Genomic DNA, 22,282 nt, shown 5'->3' on the forward strand with positions numbered 1-22,282 from the left:
GTCGGACCTTGAAGCGACCTTTCAATTTTAGGAGTTTTCGTGTACACGGATATTTTATTAGCTACCGATTTAAGAGAGAATCATTTCCCTTTGTGTAAAAAAGCGTTAGAAATAGCTCATAAATTCAACGCTAAATTATATTTACTCCACGTCATTGAACCACCACCAACTTTGCAGCTCGCACAAGGATTGGGCTTTGCCGAGTTTGATCACCCGGTGAAAGAAGATGCCATGGCAGTCATGAGTGTATTAGGGGACGCTTTAAATATTCCTAAAAAACAACAATTTGTTGAAGTAGGATCAATCAAAATGCATGTGCTTAACAAAGCCATCGACCTGGGCTGTAACCTCATCATTATAGGGAGCCATACGCCTGAACATTTACCAGCTTTTTTAGGAAGCACCGCTCATGCAGTGGTAACGCATGCCAAGTGCGACGTACTGACTCTACGTACTGTATAAAATAAATCAGGTTGAGCCTCAAGGGTCAACCTGTATAGAAGCATAGGAATTTAATACACACAACGAGTAAAGCAATTTACGGGCTTTCCCCAAGTATTGTAAACACAAGTTCTCTTACAACGGGGACCATAATAAACTGGGCGATAATAAGGCCTGTAATAGCGTGGACCCCACCAAGCTAATTGATTAGCCGTGGTACCTGCTACATAGCGATTTACCACTTCTGCTTTTGCATTTGTAGCAGAAGTCATTACTAAAAATAGCAATGAAACAAGAAGAATGAGTCTGCTTAATCCATTTAATATATTCATAATTCATCCTAAATTAAATCATTCCCTTCAATTATAGAGCATTGTTCAACCAATTTGTCTATTTTATATTATGGTTGTATAATTACAATACATCTCTACAAGACAAGGATGCTATTATGAGAAAGTTACTTTTACCTTTGGTTTTAATCGCTGCAACTATCACCCTTACGGGATGCGGTTTCGGTGCTTGTGGTAATGGTTGTCCCACCGCTACTTATGTTTCAACTGCTTCTGCATGCTGCACAGTACCTTCCTGTAACACCTGTGGTTATGGTTACGGTTACAATTGGTATTGATTATGCAAATTGACCGCAAGGCCACATTCTTACCCTGAAGGATTTGAATGTAGGCCTTTGGTCTAAGTCCTCTCCTTTTAAAAAGCAAAAAGATATGCAATTGTAAATTGGCATTGACCTACCTTCAGATTAATAGCCTCCTCTATTTTTTTACTTCTCTCTTACATGAAAATTTGTCAATTTTCAGCTATGATTGCGTTTTTGTTTTCAGGAGTGAATATGAAGGTAGGTCAAGATAGTCTTTCAACGCGTCGCCACTTGAAAGTAAACGATAAAACGTATGTTTATTACAGCATTCCAGAAGCAGAAAAAAATCATTTTCCGGGTATTACCCGCTTACCTTACTCCTTAAAAGTATTATTTGAAAATTTATTGCGCTTTGAAGATGGGAATACCGTTACTACTGAAGACATTAAAGCAATCTCTGAATGGTTAGTCACCAAAACCTCCCAGCATGAAATTGCCTATCGGCCCGCACGTGTACTTATGCAAGATTTTACCGGGGTTCCCGCGGTAGTCGATTTGGCAGCTATGCGTGCCGCTATTGCCAAACTGGGTGGAAACCCTCAAAAAATTTCACCTCTTTCTCCTGTGGATTTAGTTATCGACCATTCTATTATGGTCGATAAATTCGCAAGTAAGGATGCTAAAGAGGTGAACACATCCTTAGAGATAGAACGCAATAAAGAACGCTACGAATTTTTACGTTGGGGTCAGAAAGCTTTTTCTAATTTTCAAGTGGTTCCTCCTGGCACGGGAATCTGTCATCAAGTAAACCTTGAATATTTGGCTAAAACAGTTTGGAATTGTGAAATAAATAATGAGTTATATGCTTACCCAGACACTTTAGTTGGTACTGACTCCCACACTACCATGATTAATGGCTTGGGAGTGTTAGGTTGGGGCGTAGGCGGCATTGAAGCAGAAGCCGCCATGTTAGGTCAGCCTGTCTCTATGCTAATCCCTGAAGTAATTGGTTTTCGCTTAACTGGAAAGCTTAAGGAAGGCATTACAGCTACAGACTTGGTGCTCACTGTTACCCAAATGCTTCGCCAAAAAGGGGTGGTAGGAAAATTTGTTGAATTTTATGGTCCAGGACTAGCAGAGTTACCTTTAGCCGATCGAGCGACTATTTCCAATATGGCACCCGAGTATGGCGCTACTTGTGGGTTCTTCCCGGTTGATGCTGAAACCATACAATATTTACGTTTAACTGGAAGAGACGAGCAAACAGTAGCTTTAGTTGAAGCTTACTGTAAAGCACAAGGTCTTTGGTTTGATGCTAACAGCGAAGAACCGCTATTTACTGACACCGTTTCTCTTGATTTGAGTTCTGTAGAGCCTTCATTAGCCGGCCCTAAACGCCCTCAAGATAAAGTAAATTTAAAAACATTGCCTGCCGAGTTTAATTTATTCCTGGAGCAAGCAAACAAAAAAGAAGAAAAGAATAAAGAATTTGCAGTAGAAAACGAAGATTTTACTTTACGTCACGGCGATGTAGTTATTGCAGCTATTACTAGCTGTACAAACACTTCAAACCCGAGCGTTTTAATGGCGGCCGGTTTAGTAGCAAAAAAAGCGATTGAAAAAGGCCTGCAACGAAAACCTTGGGTAAAATCTTCCCTGGCGCCCGGTTCAAAGGTGGTTACTGACTACTTAAAAAATGCGGGTTTGCAAACGTATCTTGACCAGCTTGGCTTTAATTTAGTGGGCTATGGATGTACAACTTGTATAGGTAACTCAGGGCCCCTACCTCCCGCTATTGGAAAAAGTGTTAGTGAACATGATTTAGTTGTCTGCTCTGTTCTCTCAGGTAACAGGAATTTTGAAGGCCGTGTACATCCTCAAGTAAGAGCCAACTGGTTAGCTTCTCCTCCATTAGTAGTTGCTTATGCATTATGCGGAACTACTACCATTGATTTAAGCAAAGATCCGATAGGCATTGACAAAGCAGGTAATGAAATATTTTTAAAAGATATTTGGCCCACCAATAACGAAATTGCAAGCGAAGTCGCTAAAGTAAAGGACAGCATGTTTCGTAAAGAATATGCCGAAGTATTTAAAGGCGATGAGCACTGGCAAAATATTCAGACAAACGATAGCAGTACGTATAGTTGGAATGCCGACTCAACTTATATTCAGCATCCTCCCTTCTTTGATGATTTACAGCCGCAACCTGCACCTATTAAGTCAGTAAATAAAGCATATGTCTTAGCTTTATTGGGCGACTCTATTACCACCGATCACATCTCTCCAGCAGGTTCCATTAAAGCGAACTCCCCAGCAGGCTTATACTTAAGAGAGCACGGGGTAGAAGAAAAGGATTTTAACTCCTATGGTTCGCGACGTGGGAACCATGAGGTAATGATGCGGGGTACTTTTGCAAATATCCGTATTCGCAATGAGATGACCCCTGGCGTGGAAGGCGGCTACACGCGCTATATTCCAACGAATGAAACCATGCCTATTTACGACGCCTCTATGCTTTACCAAAAAGATCATCAGGATCTCGTAATTATTGCGGGCAAAGAATATGGTACAGGTTCCTCGCGCGATTGGGCGGCAAAAGGTACCAATTTATTGGGAGTAAAAGCCGTTTTAACCGAGAGTTTTGAAAGAATTCACCGCTCAAATTTAATTGGTATGGGAGTCCTACCACTGCAATTTTTACCCGGGACGACGCGTAAAACATTAGGATTAACCGGAGATGAAAGAGTAAGCATTGACGTAAACGATTCATTACGCGCAGGCGCTTTGGTAAAGGTTATTATTCATAAATCAGATGGTAGTGACCAAGAAATTGAAGTGCTTTGTCGGATTGATACGGCGAATGAATTAGAGTATTACCGACATGGCGGAATTCTTCATTATGTTTTGCGAAATTTAAGTAAAGATATATGACTTGCTCCTTATTGGAAGGAAAAAAAGTATCTGCTTTGATGCGAGCTGAACTAAAGAATAGAATTGAAGCCTATAAAGAAAAAGGATATAGGCTTCCTGCTCTTGCAGTTCTATTAATTGGAAGTAACCCCGCTTCAAAAATATATGTAGATAACAAACGTAGAGCATGCGAAGAAATTGGTATTACTTCCCATGCCTACGATTTACCGGAAAATATCAAAGAAAGTGAACTTATTACATTAATTGAGCAGTTAAATCAGTCAGAAAACATCGATGGGATTCTTATTCAACTTCCTCTCCCCTCTCAAATTAATACCCAAAAAATTCTGGAGTGTGTTTCACCACTAAAAGATGTAGACGGTTTTCATCCTTTTAACATGGGGAAACTTGCACAAGGGGAACCTTTCTTAAGGCCTTGTACACCTTATGGAATCATTCAATTATTACAGCATTACAATATACAGTTGGCTGGAAAAAATGTGGTAGTTATAGGTGCATCTATTATAGTTGGAAGACCGATGGCTTTAGAATTTTTAAATGCAAAAGCGACCGTTACTATTTGCCATCGCCGTACGAGAAATTTAGAAGAGCATGTAAAAAAAGCTGAAATTATTGTAGTAGCCACAGGCGTTATTAATGTGGTTCCTGCTGAATGGTTGCAGTCACATCAAATAGTTATTGACGTAGGCATTCATCGACTCGCTGAAGGAAAATTGCGCGGCGACATAGATTTCGCCTTGGCAAAAAATAAAGTTTCTTGGCTTACTCCTGTTCCGGGCGGCGTAGGCCCAATGACCATTGCGACCTTACTACAAAATACCTTTAAAGCATATGCACATAACATGGAGTAATTATGGGTGATTTTTTCCAGGGAGCAGGTTATTTATTTCGTGGGGCGAAACATCTTCTCACTCCCGGTTTAAAACGCTTTGTGGTTTTACCTATATTGTTTAATTTCTTACTCTTTACTGGTTTATTTTTCCTCCTTTACCATTATTTGTTTCCGTTTGCTGATTACTATATAAAACAATTACCTGCCTGGTTAAGTTTTCTTCATGGGTTTTTAGTGGTAGTGCTTTTCATTAGTACTTTTTTACTTTTTTTGTCCATGTTCACCGTTCTCTTTAATATCGTTGCAGCACCTTTTAATGGCTTATTGGCAGAAAGAGCACAATTAGCACTATTCAAAAGCGAAATTCCCTCTCTTTCTTTTATGCAAATTACTCTGCGTAGCATTAAGCGGCAAATGCAATTCCTGGGATACTTTTTTCCGCGATTTATTGCCCTGCTACTTTTATTTTTTGTTCCATTCATTCAACCTGTTTACCCATTCATATGGTTCTTTTTTAATGCTTGGATGCTTAGTGTGCAATATCAGGATTTTGCCATGGATAACAATTTGAACAGCTTTGGTGAAATGCAGGAAAAAATAAAACAATATAAATTATTGTCTTTAGGTTTTGGATCTATTATCAATCTGGCCAGTTTTATACCTGTATTAAATCTATTTACCATGCCTGCAGCAGTAATTGGCAGTGTGATATTATTTTGTGAGCAAAACAAGCGGAGCCACACATGTTAGTAAGAGAAAATGTTACACACTGAGCTTACTCCACATCATCCCAATCAAACTCCCCTTCCAATTCATCTTCTAGTTCTTCTTTAAGACGCTTACGTTCCAGCCTCTCTTCCAGCAATTTCCGAACTTTCTTTTTGTGATCGGAATCTTCGATTTTGTCATCAATCTTTTCTTCCTCTTCCATATTAAAATCAGAAAAAGATTGATTATCGTCATAATCTTTATGCAAGCTCATTTAAGACTCCACAAATTGCATTCTTATCAAAAGTATAGTGCACGAAAATTATTTCTGTATTTTACCTTTTAGGATTTATACTAAAGAGAAACTCACACTCCATTTCCTTATGTTAAGTTATCAACACGGCTACCACGCTGGCAACTTTGCTGATGTGGTTAAACATCTTTGTTTGACTCTTTTATTAGACTATTTAACGCAAAAAGATAAACCGCTATTTTATTTAGAAACCCATGCAGGAAAAGGGCTTTATGATTTAAATGATAAACAAGCACAAAAAACAGGAGAAGCAAAATTTGGGATTGAATTGTTATGGCAGGAAAAAAGCAATCTGCCGCCTGTATTTGACACGTATATGGATACTATTGAGGCGGTGAATCCCACATCCCAACTTTCCATCTACCCGGGTTCACCAACCTTTGCCATGCATCTTTTACGCAGCTTTGACCGAATAGTCTGCTGTGAATTACACCCGCAAGAATATAGCACATTAAAGACCATCAACCGCCTCGGCAAAAAAGTTTCTATAGAGCAAAAAAATGGCTTGGAGCAAATAAAAGCATTACTTCCTCCTGCAGAGAAAAGAGGCGTAATATTTATAGATCCCAGCTTTGAAATAAAAGATGACTATAGACAAATTCCTTTAGCTATACAGGAAGGAGTAAAAAGATTTGCCACGGGAGTATATTGTTTATGGTACCCACTCGTAGATCAGCAATTAAATAGTAAGCTTACTAAGGGATTAGAAGCATTATCGGTAAGAAACACTTTAAATATGGAGTTTGTTCATACCCCGCATGGCAAAGGAATGTATGGGTGCGGCTTATGGCTAATAAACCCTCCTTTTATTCTTGCAGAAAAAATGGAAATTGCTTTAAAGACTTTAATGAAATTTTTTAACCCGGGGAAGTCTTCTTTTTCTATAAAAGCTTGAAGCTTTCTAAGCAGGTGGGCGCCCCAACCTATATTTATTTTATCATAGCAGCTACGCGTTTTGCTCGTCATTGTTGAGAAATGGTGTTTAAAAGTCCTTTATTAAGGAGAATTTATGAACGTAATTGGCTTGGAAGCTTTCACGGATAATTACATTTGGACCATCGTAAATGAACAAACCCACTCCGCTTCCTGCGTAGATCCTGGAGAAGCTCAGCCTGTTCTTGAGTATTTAAAAAAGAACAAACTGCATCTGGATGCCATCTTTCTTACGCATCACCATCCCGATCATATTGGTGGAGTAACTGAACTTTTGAAATTTTACCCCAAAACTATTATATACGCGCCCAAAGATCCCAGGATTCCTTATACCTACACCCCTATTAAAGAAGAACAAATTATTCATATTGATAGCCATGATTTTCGTGTATTAAATATACCAGGACATACATCAACCCATGTTTGCTATCAAGAACCCATTAAGCGGTGGCTTTTTTGTGGCGACACCTTATTTTCTGCTGGTTGTGGCCGCGTATTTGATGGCACATATGAGCAACTTTTTCATTCTTTGAACCTGTTAAAAAAATTACCGCAAGATACCCAAATATTTTGTGGCCATGAATACACCAAAAAAAATTTATTATTCGCGCAAACTGTCGAGCCTGGTAATCCTGCCATTGAAGAATATTTAAATTATTTAGAAAAAAGCTCGATAAAATGTTCACTTCCCTCAACCATTGGATTGGAAAAAAAAATCAATCCTTTTCTGCGTACTGATCACGAGACATTAAAAGACTTCGCAGAAATACAAGGCATTGACTCAAAAGATTCCTTTGCAATTTTTAAAAAATTAAGAGAATTAAAAGATAATTTTTAACCTGGGTTACGTTTGAGAGGCACCAAAGCGAGCTTTAATTTTTCGCATACCAGCAAAAATAGCCTCGCTCATTTGCAATGGAAAGTTTGAGGGTAGTTTTTTTTCTACTTGGGCTATTACATCCTCCATCTTATCAAAAGTACTAACGATTATTTCTTTCATTTTTTGTTCTGGAAAATTGCATTTTCTTGCCATAGTAAGCCAATGGCGAATTAGTAGAGTCTCCCACGTATAATGAGTTGTTGATGATCGCAAAGCCATAGCCATTTTTAACTTTTTCCACTCTAGTTCACGTTTTTCTGCTAAAGGATAAGCTGACATAACATCATATATCGGGGTTAACGAAAATCTTCCTTCTGCTTTTAATAAAATACTAAAATTTTTTGCATGGCCATCAATTGCACCTAATACCCAAAATAAGAAGACAGTTTTAAAGAATTTCTCTCGTTCTATTACTGCCTGTTCAGCATTTTGCAGTATATCCATTATCGATTTTATGCCGGGACCTCCGTCAGACTCGTATTTTAAGCCTGGAGGAATGGCGAGCACTTGGCAAAAATCTTCTTGCGGTAGGCGTATTATCCACTCCCCTGATTGCGCCCATACTCTATCAAAGCGCTGAACCACCAAGGTTTTGGTATCTGCAAATTGCACTATTTCCGCATGATTAACGGGCAATCCATAAGCTGATAATATTTGTAAACATAGCCATTCATTTTCAATACTTTCAGATAAATCAATTCCTGCATGAATAATTTTCCCGATAGGTAATTTAATTATATGACTGGTGGGAGTTGTACCTTGTGGTAAACACCACTGATCTTGATACCAAAGCAGGGCAGTTTTCTCTTGTGCGCCGGCAATAGATATCCTAAATTCTGAATTGGCATGCATTCCTAGCGGAGCTGTCTCATATCCTTTCAACAATGTGGCAATATCATCTTCCTTAATAGACACTGCACATATTTTTTTGATATTTGCCTCTAATGGCGTAGTGAGTAATTGCAAGGCCCCTACACAATCTTTCCCGATGTAGGAAAGTAAATCAAAGCATTGTGTAGAGGAAGTATGGAAGCGTTTTTGTATTCTGTTTCGAATAATATCGTTATCTGGTAAGAGGTTTTCAAAATAACACTCTACAACATAGCCCTTATAGGGAACTTCGGTTAATGGCATTGATAAACTAATCGGGCGGGCAATCTCACTATTTAGCCAGTCATCATTATATTGAAAAATTAATTGCCCTAAAGATTCTCTTCTTAGGCGCCCTACCTCTAGTCCATTCATATATACATATAACTCAGAATAAAATCGCTTCCGCCCCATTACCATTGTTCCTCATTGTCTCTTTCGTTTGGTTTTTTTGGGCGAATAACCATTTCCAAGTCCAGGGCGGCTAAAACACGAAATAAGGTCGTGAGGCGTGTTCCGCCTGCGCCCTGTTCTATACTAGATAAAGTACCTTGATCAATATTAAATGCAATACCGGCTTGCGTTTGTGTTAACTTTTGGGCTTTACGCCGGCGTTTAATTACCGTCCCAAGAGTATGTAAAGAAGTTATAAGTTGCTCCATAATTCTTACTTAATAATAGGTTTACAATAATTATATGGCTGTATAGCCATAAAGTCAAAATATGGCCTTACATCCATAAATTAAAATTATGGCGCTATAACCATAATTTCGAAGTGACACAAATAGCGATTCAATAAGCAATCAGATAAAAACAACACCTATTGGTGCAAATTAAATCCAAAAGGGTTTATTTAATAGCTTTTTTTTAGTAGACTTCAACCTCTTTTATAAACACAGGCAGTAACATTGAAGTTTAAGTCACTGATTTTAAATAATTTATTCTTTATTTTACTTGGCTTTTGTTTAATAACCCCTACAGTAAAAGCCCAATATGCGATGAATGTATGGGATGTAGTACGCAAAGAATTTAGACTCAACCATTCTACAAGCCAACCTGAAGTACAAAACCAATTACTGTGGTTAGTGTCTCACCCAAGTTACTTACGTAAATTAGCGCAATCAGAACCTTATATTTATCATATCGTCACTGAAATTAAAAAAAGACACCTCCCCGGGGAATTGGCACTTATTCCAATGATTGAAAGTGCTTACGATCCCTTTGCTTATTCGGGGGCGGGTGCTGCTGGTTTATGGCAGTTAATGCCGGGAACAGGTACGGATTTAGGTTTAAAACGTGATTGGTGGTATGACGGCAGACGAAGTATTGGTTCTTCAACTGATGCCGCACTTAATTATTTAAGTTATTTAAACAATTACTTTAGTGGGGATTGGCTATTAGCTATCGCCGCTTATGATTCCGGTGAAGGAACAATTGCTAAAAGTATAAAAAATAGTCCCCAAAGAGCGAAAGTCAGCTTTTGGTCTTTACCCGTCCCGGAAGAAACACGTGCTTATATTCCCAGACTATTAGCGCTGGCTGAAATAATTCAAAATCCGCAACGTTATAAGGTGGAATTGCCTGATATTCCCCACGTTCCCTATTTTGAGGAAGTAAATATTGGAAGCCAGATTGACTTAAATCACGCGGCAAAACTTGCCGGCATTTCCTACAAAGAACTAATAAAATTAAATCCAGGCTTTAATCGTTGGGCGACACCGCCTTACAGACCCTATAAATTGCTCATTCCCGCGGATAAAGTAGAAGACTTCAGCCGTAATTTAGCGAACCTCCCAGAAGATAAGAGAGTGAGTCTGACCCACCATCAAGTGAGCGCAGGAGATAACTTGGTATTAATTGCACAAAAATATCATACTACTGTCAATTTAATTAAAGAATTAAATCAGCTTAAGTCGAATTCCGTAAAAAAAGGACAATCTATATTAATTCCAAGTAGCAAGAATGTAGTACCGAGCGAGACCTCACAGGTAGCATCTAAAGAATCTCATTTTATACCGTCAAAGCAATATAAAATCATACATATAGTACAGAAAAATGACTCCCTCGCCTCTATTGAGAAAAAATATGAAGTAAAAGACCAGGATATACGTCAATGGAATAAATTAGCTAAAAATCAAGGAATACGTGCCGGTCAACAACTCATAATCTGGAAACACAACAACGCAACTGGCACCTATATTGTCAAAAAAGGTGATTCATTGAGTATGATCGCAAAATTAAATCATACAAAAGTAAATAATTTGTTACGCCTAAATCCTCAACTTAACGCTAAATTTCTAAAACCCGGGCAACAAATTCAAATTGGGTAACCCCTTGCAAGAACATTTAAAATCGTGTGTTATACTTACTATATTGTTAAGCATTGGTTAAGCAATGAAACTATTATTTGATTTTTTCCCCATTTTACTTTTTTTCATTTGTTACAAGCTCTATGGGATTTATACTGCCACGGCAGTAGCCATCGTTGCCTCGTTACTTCAAGTGATTGTGCATAGGTTGAAATATCAACGTTATGAAAAAATGCATATCATTAGTTTTGCGATAATTTTAGTTTTAGGCGGGGCTACCCTCTTCTTCCATAATCCCTGGTTTATTAAATGGAAACCTACCGGTATTTATTGGATTTCCACCTTATTACTGCTTGGTTCCTTGTGGGTGGGCAGTAAACCACTTATGCAAAAAATGATGGGGGGAAATATCAGCTTGCCCGATATTATTTGGCGCCGGCTAACAGCCGCTTGGGCCCTGTTTTTCCTTGCCATGGGAGCTTTGAACCTTTATGTAGCTTATTTCTTTGATACGGATACCTGGGTAAATTTTAAATTGTTTGGTGGTCTTGGACTGACGCTCTTCTTTATTTTTTTACAGGCCATATACTTATCAAGACATATCAAAGAAAACAATGTTGAAAAACCCACGAGTAAAAGATTATCAAAGTCCCAAAATATATAAGGAGTAACAATGCGTTTGTTATTGATTGAGGATGATGAATTTTTAGGTGACGCCGTCAAGACGGGATTGACGCAATTTGATTATGTCGTTGACTGGCTTAAAGATGGTGAAGCTGCGCGTGCTGCTTTAAAAACTGAATCCTTTGAACTTATTATTCTTGATCTGGGGTTGCCAAAATTATCAGGGTAATCTTACCGCGATTTAATGGACACTGCTCTCTGAAAATTTACCCTGTACATTCAAACTCAAATGGAGCTTTATAGTCAAGTGCAGAATGTATTCTCTGCTGATTAAAGTACCCTTCAATATATTGAAATACACTAAGCTTAGCTTGTTCCCTGGTTTGATAACTATAGTTGTGAATCAATTCTACTTTTAGCGTATGAAAAAAGCTTTCAGCGATAGCATTATCCCAACAGTTAGCTCTTCTACTCATGCTCCCAATGAGTTGATATTGCTTGAGCATTTGTTGATATTGCAATGAGCAATATTGGCTGCCACGATCAGAATGAACAATAACTCCTATCGGAAATTTACGTCTAAATAAAGCCATCGACAGTGCGTCGCATACCAAATTCTTTTTCATTCGCTTATTCATGGACCAACCAATTACTGCGCGTGAATATAAATCAATTACTACAGCAAGGTACAACCAACCCTCTAGGGTGCGGATATAGGTAATATCACATGCCCATTTTTGGTTAATAGCCGTAGCTGAAAAATCGCGTCCTAAATGATTCTTATAGATAGGCAAACTATGCTCTGAATCAGTAGTGACTTTAAATTTCTTTTTAGCAAGCGCTGTTAAACCCATTGCCTGCATTCTTCTTGCAACTCGAGTGTGGCTACAGGGTTCATTTTGGTCTTGTAATACGCGCGTTATCCTAGGCACTCCATACCGCTTTTTATGCTGGTCATAAATACCCCTGATTTTTATATCCAGGTGATTATTAGCCAGCTGCCTCTTACTTATTGGTCTATTAATAAAGGAGTAATACCCACTGCGACTAACATTGAGTAATGCGCACATTATCGTTACAGAAAAATAATTGCTAAATTCTTTTATAAAACCGTACTTCACTCGAGTTCCCTTGCGAAGTACGTCGCCGCCTTTTTTAATATCAATTTCTCCTGCTCAAGGCGTGCTAAGCGTTTTTTTAACTCTTTATTTTCTTCCAGTACCTTAGCAACATTTACCGGTTGAAAAAGTCCAGAATCATTTTCATATCCACCTGTAGCTTTAACTTTGTTTACCCACTCGTGTAAAGTGGGGCGTGGTATTCCTAATTCATCTGCTGCTTTATTGATGTTTCCATAGCTAATCGCTAATTTAGCCGATTCTTCTTTGAATTCTTTACTGTATTTCCTTAATTGTCTTACCATGCTCACACCTCTTCGTTAAGTCATATATTTTAACAAATTAGTGTCCGTTTTTTCGCGGTAAGATTAGGGATCAGTCTTTTACAGCACATTCGCCAAGAAGGGAACACTACACCCGTTATCATACTAACCGCTAGAGAGTCCGTTGAAAGTAAAGTAAAAGGACTCGATAGTGGAGCAGATGACTATATTATCAAACCATTTGATTTAAATGAGCTAAGCGCTCGTATTCGTGCACTTATTCGAAGATCGCAAGGTCGTGCTGACAGTGTTTTGCAATATCGCAACGTAACGCTGGACCCTGCTGCGCACTCGGTGATGGTTGACGATCAAATAATCAACGTTCCCCGTCGCGAGTTTGCCTTACTGCAAAAACTGCTAGAAAACAGCGGGCATGTGTTATCCCGGGAGCAATTAATGCAAAGTATTTATGGTTGGGATGAAGACGTTGACAGCAACGCTTTGGAAGTTCATATTCATAATTTACGTAAAAAGTTGAATGCTAATTATATTCGCACTATCCGAGGTGTTGGATATATGGCTGAAAAAAACGAAACCGCTTAGGGTAAGTATTTCAAAACGTGAAATCATCAATCCGCAAATTTTTATTAATCAATCTGCTTTTAGCGATTACGGTTACTACTACTCTTACCGCAATTGGTAACTATTATCTCGATCAAAAAGACATTCAAGAACACCTTGATACCTTAATGGCTGTTTCCGCCTTATCGTACCAGGCTTTATTGGGAGATGACGTACACCAGCGTCCTTTATATACCATTCAAGACAGCCTGGAAACGATTTCAAAGAAAATCGAAAGTTATTTACAACGCCCTTTAATCACGGAAGAGTCACCCGAACATTATCTTGATAAATTTAATTTTCAAGTGTGGACAGATGGGGGCAAGTTACTCTTACATTCTTCTAATGCACCAAAGTTACCTTTGACCTCCGATACCGACGGCTTTAGTGATAAACACATTGATAATCAAAAATGGCGGGTCTTTACGACTTACAATGAGAAAGCAGGAATTAGGACGGTACTTGCGGAACGCTATGATACGCGAAATGAATTAGGCCAACGTATTGCGCAAGATGATTTATATATTATGTTACTCACCTTCCCTCTCTCGGGATTGCTAATTTGGATTATCATCGGTAGAGGTCTGGATAGCCTCGATCGTGTAGCAAAAGAAGTAGCCAATAGAGCGCCTAGTCATCTTGAGCCCGTTAATATTAAAGAAGTACCCGAGGAGATAAAACCGGTAATAGATGAATTAAATAATCTTTTTTATCGTCTTAAGGAAGGATTTGAGCGTGAAAAAAGATTTGCTGCTGACGCCGCCCATGAGCTAAGAACTCCACTGGCAGCTTTAAAAACGCAAGCGCAAGTAGCCTTAAATACCGCAAGTGTTGAAGAAAAAAATGTGGCATTACAAAAATTAATTGCCAGCGTAAATCGTAGCACTCATATTGTGCAGCAGCTGTTGACTATGAGTAAACTAGTTCCTGAGGCAGCCAGTATCAATGATCTGGATGAAGTGCAGCTCTCAAAAGTAGCCCGTGAAGTTTTAGCTATGTTAGCTCCTTCCGCGGTAGAAAAACAAATAGAACTTGAACTTGAAACGGATGAAAATACACCAACATTTCAGGGAAACCCCACGGCTATAAGTATTCTTATCCGTAATCTTGTTGATAACGCCATAAGATATTGCAAAGAAAACGGCACAGTAAAGGTGAAAACTTATTTTCTAGAGAATGAAGCCGTACTTGAAGTAGGAGATAATGGCCCTGGTATTCCTCTTGAACTACAGTCGCGTGTCTTTGAGCGTTTTTTCCGTGTCTTGGGAAATAAAAGTCCCGGAAGTGGGTTAGGACTTGCTATTGTACAGCAAATTTGCGCCTTACATAATGGCAGAATAACCGTAGCTTCACCTGAAGAAGGTACCGGACTTATTGTTAAGGTATTTTTTCCTGTTCACCAAAAAAATTCACCACAGCCAGCAAGTTAGCGTCCATTCAACGCCAAACGGCTAAATTAACAGTACTTTTGGTACGCGCATAGAACGATGCTGCATAATTAATTGCCCAATCTGACGTTTAGAGTTTAATTAACTATATCCCGCTAAAAATTGTAATGCTTGTCTTATTAATTGCTCACAGGTTTTATTTCCATCATCTACTTTTTTAACCGCTTTTATAGCATCTTGTGTTTTATATCCTAAAGCTTCTAACGCTGTAACGGCTTCGTTTTGAAATAGCGGCTTTACCGTCGCTTTGGAAGTAAATTGAGTAGAATTAAATACCTTGAAAATATTGTCTTTCATTTCCACAACTAAACGTTCTGCTGTTTTTTTCCCAATACCAGGTAATTTGGTTAAAAAAAGCATATTTTGTTGTTCGATACATTGAATAAATTCATCGGGAGAAATGCTGGAAAGAATGGTAATTGCCATTTTTGGGCCTACCCCGTTTACCTTAATCAATTCTCTGAAAAGAGCACGTTCGGATTGTGTTAAAAAACCATAGAGAAGCAGAGCGTCTTCGCGCACTATTGTATGAATATGCAGCCCGACCCTCTCTTTTTCCATTTCTACCTGGAAAAAAGTTTGCAGAGATGTCTCAACATCATACCCTACCCCATTAACATCAATCACTAATTTACCGGGTTGGTTTTTTTCAACAATTTTGCCTTGTAGCCAGCCAATCAATGTGAATACTCCTTTGTTATACACTGTGCCGGGTTTCCTCGTGCGAATCGAAAATCGATGCCGAGGCCGTATGTTTTCTAGAGCGTGTGCTATTTTTCTTCCCAAAACTTCTTGTTAGGTCGTTTCTCCAACCTACGGTGGAAACTATGGCGCATATGGCTATGGCAAATAGCAATAGCCAATGCATCTGCTGCATCACTTTGTGGCGAACTATTAAGCTTTAATAGTTGCATTACCATTGCTTTAACTTGATTTTTCTGTGCAGCACCATAGCCCACGACGGATTGCTTAATCTCGCGAGGAGAATATTCGCTTACGTCGATTCTATGCGATGCACAAGCAACCATAGCCACCCCGCGGGCATGCCCCAACTTTAAAGCCGAGCTAGGATTTTGGTGCATAAAAACTTGCTCAATTGCCACTTCGTTTGGTGAAAAATTCTCCATCAAATGGCAAATTCCATTAAAAATTTGTAAAAGTTTATTACTTAATGCTCCCTCTTGCGTGCGAATACAACCACTATCAAGATAAAGTAATTGTCTCTTTTCATTTTCCTTAATTACCCCATAACCCGTAACACGCGATCCAGGGTCTATCCCTAATATAATAGTCATTTAAGTAGAACTTAGTACTTCTTCAGGGTAAGCCGCATTACTAAATACTGATTGAACATCATCAAGATCTTCCAGTGCATCGATTAATTTTTCCAGGCTTTCCGCTGTTTCTTTGTCAACGTCTACATTTGTCTGTGCGCGCATGGTTAACTCAGAGTGCTCCATTTCAAACTCTGCCTTTTGCAAAGCGGAAACCACTTGGTGATAATTTTCCGGAGCAGTAATAATTTCTATTTGCCCTTCTTCTTGTAATACATCTTCTGCACCAGCTTCAATAGCAATTTCCATCGCTTCATCTTCTTTATTGGTAGGGGCTAATAAAATTTCACCTTGCTTGTTAAACAAATAAGCAACGGAACCATCGGTACCTAAATTACCTCCGTGTTTAGTAAACGCGTGACGCACTTCAGAAACAGTACGGTTTTTATTATCTGAAAGACAATCCACAAGAATAGCTACGCCACCGGGGCCATACCCTTCATAACGCATTTCCATCATATTGGTCCCTTCACCACCGCCTGCTCCACGTTTTATGGCATTATCAATAGTGTCGCGCTTCATATTTGCTTTCAATGCTTTGGTAACCGCATCACGTAAACGCGGATTAGAGTTTTCATCAGGGCCTCCCATTCGCGCAGATACTGTAATTTCGCGAATAAGCTTGGTAAATATCTTTCCTCTTTTGGCATCTTGTAAACCTTTACGGAATTTAATATTTGCCCATTTACTATGACCTGCCATAACAACTCTCCAACGATTCCTATTAAAAAATGTAGGTTGGCGCCGCAAGGCCCAACATTCCTTTCAAGATTGTTTGTTGGGCCTTGCGGCGCCAACCTACATCCAATGCGATAATTTTTGGAAATTATACAATGTCCTCGACAATTTTTCCTATTTCAGGCTATTCTTTTTTAAATAAAAATGAGGAGAATACCGTGTTAGCAGGATTTGGAAACTATCATCAAACAGAAGCGATAAAAGGGACGTTACCTGCCAACCAAAACTCTCCACAACAATGTCCCTCGGGGCTCTATGCCGAGCAACTCAGCGGTTCCGCTTTTACACGTACACGGGATAGAAATTTAAAGAGTTGGTTATATCGTATTTTACCTTCCGTAGTGCGACAAGATTACACACTCTATGCAACCCAATTTAACGATCAATGGGAAAAGCTACAACCCCCTAACCCAATGCGCTGGTCTCCCCTTCCACCCCAGCAAAAAAAACAAGATTTTATAGACGGACTCTTTCATTTAGCGGGGCATCATCTAGGCAATGTCTATTTATATCAATGCAATCTTTCCATGGAAAAACGATACTTTAGTAATAGCGATGGTGAAATGCTTGTTGTTCCTTACCAAGGTATGGTTATATTGCATACGGAGTTTGGTATATTAGAAATACAACCCGGTGCAATCGCAGTAATTCCTCGTGGCATAAAATTTAAAGTAAGTATTAAAGAAACCCACGCTGCAGGATATATTTGTGAAAATTTAGGTCTTCCTTTTCGCTTACCAGAGTTAGGTATTATCGGAGCAAATGGCTTAGCCAATCCTAGACATTTTCTGTACCCACACGCAGCTTTCGAAGAGACTAAAGAAGAAATTACTTTATTATGTAAATATCAAAACCATTGGTGGCAAGCAAAAAGCAATCACTCGCCCTTAAATGTAGTAGCATGGCATGGAAATTATGCCCCCTATATGTATGATCTCAATCTTTTTAATACCCTCAACACCACCAGTTTCGATCATCCCGACCCTTCTATTTTTACAGTGCTAACTTCCGAAAGTACCATTCCGGGAGTAGCTAACATTGATTTTGTCATCTTTCCCCCACGCTGGATGGTCGCAGAACATACCTTTCGCCCTCCCTATTTCCACCGTAATATTATGAATGAATTAATGGGCCTTGTTATAGGAAATTATGATGCCAAGGAGGAAGGGTTTGAAGTAGGGGGCGTAAGTCTACATAATTGCATGACTGGACATGGTCCTGACGCAGCCACATATGAAAAAGCAAGTAAACAGGAATTAAAGCCTGAGTATTATGCTAACACTTTAGCTTTTATGTTTGAATCAGAGCAACCCTGGTTAGTAACTAAGAAGGCTTATGATAGTCCTACAAGGCAAAAAGACTATACGGATTGTTGGTTAGAGTTACCTATTCATTTCAAAAAAATGTAGCAGGACTTAGGAAAATACCGATCTCTCGTTAAAAAATGATTTTAATTCAGTCATTTAGTTGATCTAAACTCCCTCATTAAAATCACTTTTTGCCTCGACCTGGCATTTTTCGTAGTCCTGTATAGGTTGCCAAAGGGATAAACAAGGGTGTGGAAAGAAATTGTTGTATCTTTCGCCCAACCTGACACTCATTAGCTAAAATAAATCTTCCTGTGTTAACCCAACTTTTTCCAAGAGTCCCCGTAGTGTTTTCAACGCTTCTACCTGGATCTGCCTCACTCGCTCCCGCGTTAGGTTTATCTCTTTACCCACTTCTTCCAGGGTGGCTTTTTCAAAGCCTCGAAGACCAAAACGACGAGCGATTACTTGTTGTTGATTTTCCGTCAACTCTCCTAGCAAAGACTCTATATGAGCCCGTAAGTTTTCATTCGTTAATAATTCGGCAGGGTTTACACTATTTTCATCAGCAATAGTGTCCAATAAAGATTTATTTTCCTCAAACCCTATTGGAGTATCGACTGAGGTTACTTTGTCATTTAAACCTAATAATTTCTCTACATCCTCAAGCGGTTTATCGAGCATATCAGCTATTTCTTCTGCAGAGGGCTCATGATCAAGCTTTTGCGTTAATTGCCTTGCAGCGCGTAAATACACATTTAGTTCTTTCACTACATGAATTGGTAAACGAATGGTGCGGGTTTGATTCATAATGGCGCGCTCAATAGTTTGCCGAATCCACCAGGTAGCATAGGTTGAAAAACGAAAACCACGTGTGGGATCAAACTTTTCCACAGCTTTCATTAACCCCAAATTTCCTTCTTCAATGAGATCTAATAAAGGTAATCCACGATTTAAATAACGTCTGGCGATCTTAACGACTAAACGTAAATTGGATTCAATCATTTTTTTACGCGCAGAGATGTCTCCTTTGAGTGCCAGTGTGGAATAATGTACTTCCTCTTCTGCGCTTAATAAGGGTGAAAATCCTATTTCACTCAAGTATATCTGCGTTGCATCCATTGCTTTAGCAACATTTTTTCCTTTTTGAAAGGTAGGAAACGCAAGCTCGTCACTAAAATCAGGCTCATCGTTATCTTCAAAAAGTGCATCATCTTCCTCCAAAAGCAAACTTTCCTCTTCTGGATTAAAATTTTCCTCATCTAAATTTTCGGCTCCCACTTCTTGTTCAATTTTTTCTTCAGATGGTTCATTTTTCGGGCACATTTGCTCACCTTTATGGTTTTACGGCTCTCGTTAAAATCCCTATATTTTTGCTCTATTTAACCATTCACTGTCAACCTTTTTGTAAATAATTCAAAGGATTTACTGGTTGGCCGGCATTTCTAATTTCGAAATGTACACCCCAATATTTGCGGTCTACTATACCCATTTCGGCAATTATTTGCCCAGCTTTAATCTTTTGTCCTTCTTTCACGAGAAGCCGTGCATTATTCCCATAAGCAGTTAAATAACGATTATCGTGTTTGATAATAATTAAATTTCCATAACCCGCTATGCCATTTCCGGCGTATGCCACTATCCCACTTGCGGAAGATCTAATTTTGTCACCTTTTTGACCGGCAATATCAATCCCCTTTTTCCCCTGTGCAGGATAGAAATTGGACACAACTCTACCTTGTGCCGGCCACATCCATCTGCCATTCCCTTTAAACGACGTTTCAGGGTAATTATATTTAGGAGTAAACCGCGGACGTGAATAATTTCTTTGCGGTGTAGGCTTATATCTTGGTGGCACATAAGTAGCAGCAGGTCTTAGTCGAATAACTTGCCCAACCCTTACGGTATAAGGAGGCGAGATATTATTAAGAGCAGCAAGTTGATGATAATCTTGATCATAACGAAAGGCGATGGCAAACAATGTTTCGCCCGCACTGACGCGGTGTGTTTTATGGTTTAAACCTACGGCTTTCCAATGCGTTAATTCCTCAACCGGGGCAAGATCTTCGCGCTCACTACAGCTACTAGCAAGAAATACCAAAAGGATGAGTCCTAAATACCTTGTAAAAAAAAACATGCTAAAAAACCCATTTAAATAAGACAATGGCCACAATAACTAGCACTAATGCCGACCATCCAATAATATCCATATAGATACGTAATCGGTTATGAATTTTATCTCCAGCAAAAAACAAGATACCCGAAACTAAAAAGAAACGTAGGCCACGGCCGATCAAGGATCCAATTAAAAAAGGGAACAATGCCATGTGCATCGCCCCAGCCGTAATGGTGAAAATCTTATAAGGAAAAGGGGTAAAACCTGCCAGGATAACCATCCATACCCCCCCCTCTGTAAACCAGGTTTTTACCAAATTATAGCTATCCGCATAAGATGAGGATAAGATATATGGCAAAAAAAGCTGCATAAAATAAAATCCCAATAAATAGCCAAATAAACCACCCAAAACAGAAAATGTAGTGGTAATGAGTGCATAACGCCAAGAATGGTTAGGCGTTGCCAATCCCATACTAATTAACATTACGTCAGGCGGAATAGGGAAAAATGAGGACTCTGCAAAAGAAATACCAGCCAAATAGTAAGGGGCGTGAGGGTGGCCAGACCAGTCAATGGTCTTATTATATAAATAAGAAAATATTTTCATAAACCCCAGTTGACTCCTTCCATCCAGGTAGAAACTGAATCAAATATTTTATAATGTGTCATATCTAAATGTAATGGGGTAATTGAAACACATTGATTGTGAATAGCAAAAAAATCAGTCCCTGGTCCTGCATCCGCCGCTCCACCAGGAGGTCCAATCCAATACATTGGTTTTCCGCGCGGATCATATTCTTTAATAATCGGCTCAGATCCATGGCGTGTACCCAAACGGGTAACCTCTATGCCTTTAATTGCATTGAGTGGCAAGTCTGGGATGTTTACATTGAAAATCGTTTGCGCGGGAAGATTTTGAGAACATAGTTTGGTGACTAACTGCTTAGTAATATAAGCTGCAGTATCATAGTGTTGGATATTTTCCCCGACCATGGATACCGCAATAGCGGGAAATCCTAAAGACCTCCCTTCCATTGCAGCAGCCACTGTACCCGAGTATAGAATATCATCGCCTAAGTTCGCCCCCTCGTTTATCCCTGAGACTACCATTTCCGGGATAGGATCGAGAAATCCTGTTAAACCCAGATGAACGCAATCAGTAGGCGTACCCTCAACGCAATAATGACCATTTTCTAATTTTTTTACCCGAAGTGGCCTGGATAAAGTCAGTGAATTACTAGCTCCACTACGATTTCTATCAGGGGCAATTACTTCAAGCTCGGCAACGGTCGCTAATTCATTAACCAAAGCACGAATTCCGGGTGCAGACACCCCGTCATCATTGCTTATCAAAATTCGCATGGCTTTTTCCTTAGCTTTCAGGGGACTCAAGCCACCTTACAACCGCTAAACGCTCTTTTAAGGCCGCTTTATTTTTTACTAAATCATCTTTTGCCACTGTATCTTCGTTTTTACTATATTCTTGTTTTGCTATTTCTTCTTGCAACGCCAGGATCTGTTTACCATAGTCTTGTGGGTCGATTCGTAATTGCAAAGCCAATTTGTTAACACGTATAGCAATATCTTTCAATTGCTCACAACTGATACCCTTAGGAGAGTTTTCAGGGCATTTTTTAATGGCTTCTTGTAATTTTTCAGGATGAACACGGAAATATTGTTCATCGCTAGCGATGCAGGCTACCATCCAAAATGACAGAATAAATATAAAGATTGCTTTCATCAGTCACCATTTTATTAAAACTTAGGAATTCCCAGAGACTCTAAATACTATATTTTGAGCATGGATTTGTGTCTTGGGAATAAAAAAAGACAAAATATAGCAAAGCTATGAGGAGTTTTTTTGTTTCTCAGACGCAAAACCTACAGATAAAATAGTA

Annotated in this window: 24 protein-coding genes and 2 pseudogenes; 13 read left to right on the forward strand and 13 right to left on the reverse strand. The window is 39.1% G+C overall.

The features are described 5' to 3' along the window. The first annotated feature begins 39 nt into the window (after positions 1 to 39). On the forward strand, positions 40 to 462 hold the full coding sequence (locus EL206_RS03315) for a universal stress protein (protein ID WP_058462608.1): 423 nt from the start codon (positions 40 to 42) through the stop codon (positions 460 to 462). A gap of 50 nt (positions 463 to 512) precedes the next feature. Here the strand turns inward: EL206_RS03315 and EL206_RS03320 are convergent, their stop codons facing one another. Continuing rightward, entirely contained in the window at positions 513 to 773 is a 261-nt protein-coding gene (locus EL206_RS03320; protein ID WP_058462609.1) for a hypothetical protein, read from the reverse strand. Positions 774 to 889: 116 nt separating this feature from the next. Between EL206_RS03320 and EL206_RS03325 the strand changes: the two genes are divergently transcribed. The 4 genes from EL206_RS03325 to cysZ all read left to right on the forward strand — a co-directional run bounded on the left by EL206_RS03325 (position 890) and on the right by cysZ (position 5,552). Further along, positions 890 to 1,069: a hypothetical protein gene (locus EL206_RS03325; protein WP_058462610.1), complete on the forward strand. Its 180-nt coding sequence runs from the start codon at positions 890 to 892 to the stop codon at positions 1,067 to 1,069. A 219-nt stretch (positions 1,070 to 1,288) separates the two neighbouring features. Further along, positions 1,289 to 3,970, forward strand: a complete 2,682-nt coding sequence (gene acnA, locus EL206_RS03330) for an aconitate hydratase AcnA (protein WP_058462611.1) — start codon at positions 1,289 to 1,291, stop codon at positions 3,968 to 3,970. Next, complete coding sequence (folD, locus tag EL206_RS03335; protein ID WP_058462612.1) at positions 3,967 to 4,821, forward strand: bifunctional methylenetetrahydrofolate dehydrogenase/methenyltetrahydrofolate cyclohydrolase FolD; 855 nt, start codon at positions 3,967 to 3,969, stop codon at positions 4,819 to 4,821. Before acnA ends, folD begins: the two co-directional genes overlap by 4 nt. A gap of 2 nt (positions 4,822 to 4,823) precedes the next feature. After that, on the forward strand, positions 4,824 to 5,552 hold the full coding sequence (gene cysZ / locus EL206_RS03340; protein ID WP_058462613.1) for a sulfate transporter CysZ: 729 nt from the start codon (positions 4,824 to 4,826) through the stop codon (positions 5,550 to 5,552). Between the two features lie 25 nt (positions 5,553 to 5,577). Here the strand turns inward: cysZ and EL206_RS03345 are convergent, their stop codons facing one another. Next, a complete protein-coding gene (locus EL206_RS03345) occupies positions 5,578 to 5,784 on the reverse strand; it encodes a PA3496 family putative envelope integrity protein (protein ID WP_058462614.1) in 207 nt (68 codons plus the stop codon). 109 nt (positions 5,785 to 5,893) lie between these two features. Here EL206_RS03345 and EL206_RS03350 point away from each other — a divergent pair, with 109 nt between their 5' ends. Together EL206_RS03350 and gloB are read left to right on the forward strand one after the other, a co-directional pair. After that, positions 5,894 to 6,718 carry a 23S rRNA (adenine(2030)-N(6))-methyltransferase RlmJ gene (locus EL206_RS03350; protein ID WP_058462615.1) on the forward strand — a complete coding sequence of 275 codons (825 nt, stop codon included), beginning with the start codon at positions 5,894 to 5,896 and terminating at the stop codon, positions 6,716 to 6,718. Between the two features lie 114 nt (positions 6,719 to 6,832). Then, on the forward strand, positions 6,833 to 7,594 hold the full coding sequence (gene gloB, locus EL206_RS03355) for a hydroxyacylglutathione hydrolase (protein WP_058462616.1): 762 nt from the start codon (positions 6,833 to 6,835) through the stop codon (positions 7,592 to 7,594). A 6-nt stretch (positions 7,595 to 7,600) separates the two neighbouring features. Here the strand turns inward: gloB and EL206_RS03360 are convergent, their stop codons facing one another. Together EL206_RS03360 and EL206_RS03365 are read right to left on the reverse strand one after the other, a co-directional pair. Beyond that, on the reverse strand, positions 7,601 to 8,920 hold the full coding sequence (locus tag EL206_RS03360; protein WP_058462623.1) for a type II toxin-antitoxin system HipA family toxin: 1,320 nt from the start codon (positions 8,918 to 8,920) through the stop codon (positions 7,601 to 7,603). After that, positions 8,920 to 9,168, reverse strand: coding sequence for a helix-turn-helix domain-containing protein (locus EL206_RS03365; protein ID WP_058462617.1), 249 nt, complete (start codon positions 9,166 to 9,168; stop codon positions 8,920 to 8,922). The genes EL206_RS03360 and EL206_RS03365 overlap by 1 nt, the downstream gene beginning before the upstream one ends. 246 nt (positions 9,169 to 9,414) lie before the next feature. Here EL206_RS03365 and EL206_RS03370 point away from each other — a divergent pair, with 246 nt between their 5' ends. The 3 genes and pseudogenes from EL206_RS03370 to EL206_RS03380 all read left to right on the forward strand — a co-directional run. Next, a complete protein-coding gene (locus EL206_RS03370; RefSeq protein ID WP_058462618.1) occupies positions 9,415 to 10,836 on the forward strand; it encodes a lytic transglycosylase in 1,422 nt (473 codons plus the stop codon). A gap of 64 nt (positions 10,837 to 10,900) precedes the next feature. After that, complete coding sequence (locus tag EL206_RS03375; protein ID WP_058462619.1) at positions 10,901 to 11,479, forward strand: septation protein A; 579 nt, start codon at positions 10,901 to 10,903, stop codon at positions 11,477 to 11,479. A gap of 9 nt (positions 11,480 to 11,488) precedes the next feature. After that, a pseudogene (locus EL206_RS03380) lies at positions 11,489 to 11,665 on the forward strand (response regulator); the annotation flags it as partial. A gap of 40 nt (positions 11,666 to 11,705) precedes the next feature. On the opposite strand, the gene EL206_RS03385 reads toward EL206_RS03380, so the two are convergent. Further along, positions 11,706 to 12,862 (reverse strand): IS3 family transposase gene (locus EL206_RS03385; RefSeq protein WP_141117149.1). Its coding sequence is split into 2 segments (ribosomal slippage): positions 11,706 to 12,580 and positions 12,580 to 12,862, totalling 1,158 coding nucleotides; the frame shifts between segments, so codons are not numbered across the junction. Positions 12,863 to 12,928: 66 nt separating this feature from the next. Here EL206_RS03385 and EL206_RS03390 point away from each other — a divergent pair. Together EL206_RS03390 and EL206_RS03395 are read left to right on the forward strand one after the other, a co-directional pair. Further along, a pseudogene (locus EL206_RS03390) lies at positions 12,929 to 13,423 on the forward strand (winged helix-turn-helix domain-containing protein); the annotation flags it as partial. A gap of 17 nt (positions 13,424 to 13,440) precedes the next feature. Continuing rightward, the gene (locus EL206_RS03395; RefSeq protein WP_058462565.1) at positions 13,441 to 14,871 is read left to right on the forward strand and encodes an ATP-binding protein; all 1,431 of its coding nucleotides are present in this window, start codon (positions 13,441 to 13,443) and stop codon (positions 14,869 to 14,871) included. Between the two features lie 99 nt (positions 14,872 to 14,970). Here EL206_RS03395 and ruvA read toward each other — a convergent pair whose 3' ends face one another. The 3 genes from ruvA to EL206_RS03410 form a co-directional block, all read right to left on the reverse strand. Further along, positions 14,971 to 15,570 (reverse strand): Holliday junction branch migration protein RuvA, encoded by a 600-nt coding sequence (gene ruvA, locus EL206_RS03400; protein WP_058462566.1) that lies wholly within the window; start codon positions 15,568 to 15,570, stop codon positions 14,971 to 14,973. 89 nt (positions 15,571 to 15,659) lie between these two features. Further along, on the reverse strand, positions 15,660 to 16,184 hold the full coding sequence (gene ruvC / locus EL206_RS03405) for a crossover junction endodeoxyribonuclease RuvC (protein ID WP_058462567.1): 525 nt from the start codon (positions 16,182 to 16,184) through the stop codon (positions 15,660 to 15,662). Then, positions 16,185 to 16,925: a YebC/PmpR family DNA-binding transcriptional regulator gene (locus EL206_RS03410; RefSeq protein ID WP_058462568.1), complete on the reverse strand. Its 741-nt coding sequence runs from the start codon at positions 16,923 to 16,925 to the stop codon at positions 16,185 to 16,187. Positions 16,926 to 17,056: 131 nt separating this feature from the next. Between EL206_RS03410 and hmgA the strand changes: the two genes are divergently transcribed. Further along, a complete protein-coding gene (gene hmgA / locus EL206_RS03415; RefSeq protein WP_084758876.1) occupies positions 17,057 to 18,370 on the forward strand; it encodes a homogentisate 1,2-dioxygenase in 1,314 nt (437 codons plus the stop codon). Positions 18,371 to 18,565: 195 nt separating this feature from the next. Here the strand turns inward: hmgA and rpoS are convergent, their stop codons facing one another. The 5 genes from rpoS to EL206_RS03440 all read right to left on the reverse strand — a co-directional run bounded on the left by rpoS (position 18,566) and on the right by EL206_RS03440 (position 22,125). Beyond that, entirely contained in the window at positions 18,566 to 19,594 is a 1,029-nt protein-coding gene (gene rpoS, locus EL206_RS03420) for an RNA polymerase sigma factor RpoS (protein WP_058462569.1), read from the reverse strand. Positions 19,595 to 19,664: 70 nt separating this feature from the next. Then, entirely contained in the window at positions 19,665 to 20,405 is a 741-nt protein-coding gene (locus tag EL206_RS03425) for a peptidoglycan DD-metalloendopeptidase family protein (protein WP_058462570.1), read from the reverse strand. 1 nt (position 20,406) lies between these two features. Further along, a complete protein-coding gene (locus tag EL206_RS03430) occupies positions 20,407 to 20,991 on the reverse strand; it encodes a YqaA family protein (protein WP_058462571.1) in 585 nt (194 codons plus the stop codon). After that, entirely contained in the window at positions 20,988 to 21,746 is a 759-nt protein-coding gene (surE, locus tag EL206_RS03435; protein ID WP_058462572.1) for a 5'/3'-nucleotidase SurE, read from the reverse strand. Before surE ends, EL206_RS03430 begins: the two co-directional genes overlap by 4 nt. Positions 21,747 to 21,756: 10 nt before the next feature. Further along, a complete protein-coding gene (locus EL206_RS03440) occupies positions 21,757 to 22,125 on the reverse strand; it encodes a hypothetical protein (RefSeq protein ID WP_058462573.1) in 369 nt (122 codons plus the stop codon). Positions 22,126 to 22,282: the final 157 nt, after the last annotated feature.

The organism is Legionella adelaidensis, from assembly GCF_900637865.1.
Lineage (GTDB): Bacteria > Pseudomonadota > Gammaproteobacteria > Legionellales > Legionellaceae > Legionella_A > Legionella_A adelaidensis.

Excerpts from the sequence above, each read along its gene's own strand:
- gloB (WP_058462616.1), top strand. The coding sequence starts at position 6,833 with ATGAACGTAATTGGCTTGGAAGCTTTCACGGATAATTACATTTGGACC.
- rpoS (WP_058462569.1), bottom strand. The coding sequence starts at position 19,594 with ATGTGCCCGAAAAATGAACCATCTGAAGAAAAAATTGAACAAGAAGTG.
- cysZ (WP_058462613.1), top strand. The coding sequence starts at position 4,824 with ATGGGTGATTTTTTCCAGGGAGCAGGTTATTTATTTCGTGGGGCGAAA.
- ruvC (WP_058462567.1), bottom strand. The coding sequence starts at position 16,184 with ATGACTATTATATTAGGGATAGACCCTGGATCGCGTGTTACGGGTTAT.
- EL206_RS03325 (WP_058462610.1), top strand. The coding sequence starts at position 890 with ATGAGAAAGTTACTTTTACCTTTGGTTTTAATCGCTGCAACTATCACC.
- folD (WP_058462612.1), top strand. The coding sequence starts at position 3,967 with ATGACTTGCTCCTTATTGGAAGGAAAAAAAGTATCTGCTTTGATGCGA.
- EL206_RS03320 (WP_058462609.1), bottom strand. The coding sequence starts at position 773 with ATGAATATATTAAATGGATTAAGCAGACTCATTCTTCTTGTTTCATTG.
- EL206_RS03430 (WP_058462571.1), bottom strand. The coding sequence starts at position 20,991 with ATGAAAATATTTTCTTATTTATATAATAAGACCATTGACTGGTCTGGC.
- EL206_RS03350 (WP_058462615.1), top strand. The coding sequence starts at position 5,894 with ATGTTAAGTTATCAACACGGCTACCACGCTGGCAACTTTGCTGATGTG.
- hmgA (WP_084758876.1), top strand. The coding sequence starts at position 17,057 with ATGTCCTCGACAATTTTTCCTATTTCAGGCTATTCTTTTTTAAATAAA.
- EL206_RS03425 (WP_058462570.1), bottom strand. The coding sequence starts at position 20,405 with ATGTTTTTTTTTACAAGGTATTTAGGACTCATCCTTTTGGTATTTCTT.
- EL206_RS03365 (WP_058462617.1), bottom strand. The coding sequence starts at position 9,168 with ATGGAGCAACTTATAACTTCTTTACATACTCTTGGGACGGTAATTAAA.
- acnA (WP_058462611.1), top strand. The coding sequence starts at position 1,289 with ATGAAGGTAGGTCAAGATAGTCTTTCAACGCGTCGCCACTTGAAAGTA.
- EL206_RS03360 (WP_058462623.1), bottom strand. The coding sequence starts at position 8,920 with ATGGGGCGGAAGCGATTTTATTCTGAGTTATATGTATATATGAATGGA.
- EL206_RS03410 (WP_058462568.1), bottom strand. The coding sequence starts at position 16,925 with ATGGCAGGTCATAGTAAATGGGCAAATATTAAATTCCGTAAAGGTTTA.
- EL206_RS03440 (WP_058462573.1), bottom strand. The coding sequence starts at position 22,125 with ATGAAAGCAATCTTTATATTTATTCTGTCATTTTGGATGGTAGCCTGC.
- surE (WP_058462572.1), bottom strand. The coding sequence starts at position 21,746 with ATGCGAATTTTGATAAGCAATGATGACGGGGTGTCTGCACCCGGAATT.
- EL206_RS03345 (WP_058462614.1), bottom strand. The coding sequence starts at position 5,784 with ATGAGCTTGCATAAAGATTATGACGATAATCAATCTTTTTCTGATTTT.
- EL206_RS03375 (WP_058462619.1), top strand. The coding sequence starts at position 10,901 with ATGAAACTATTATTTGATTTTTTCCCCATTTTACTTTTTTTCATTTGT.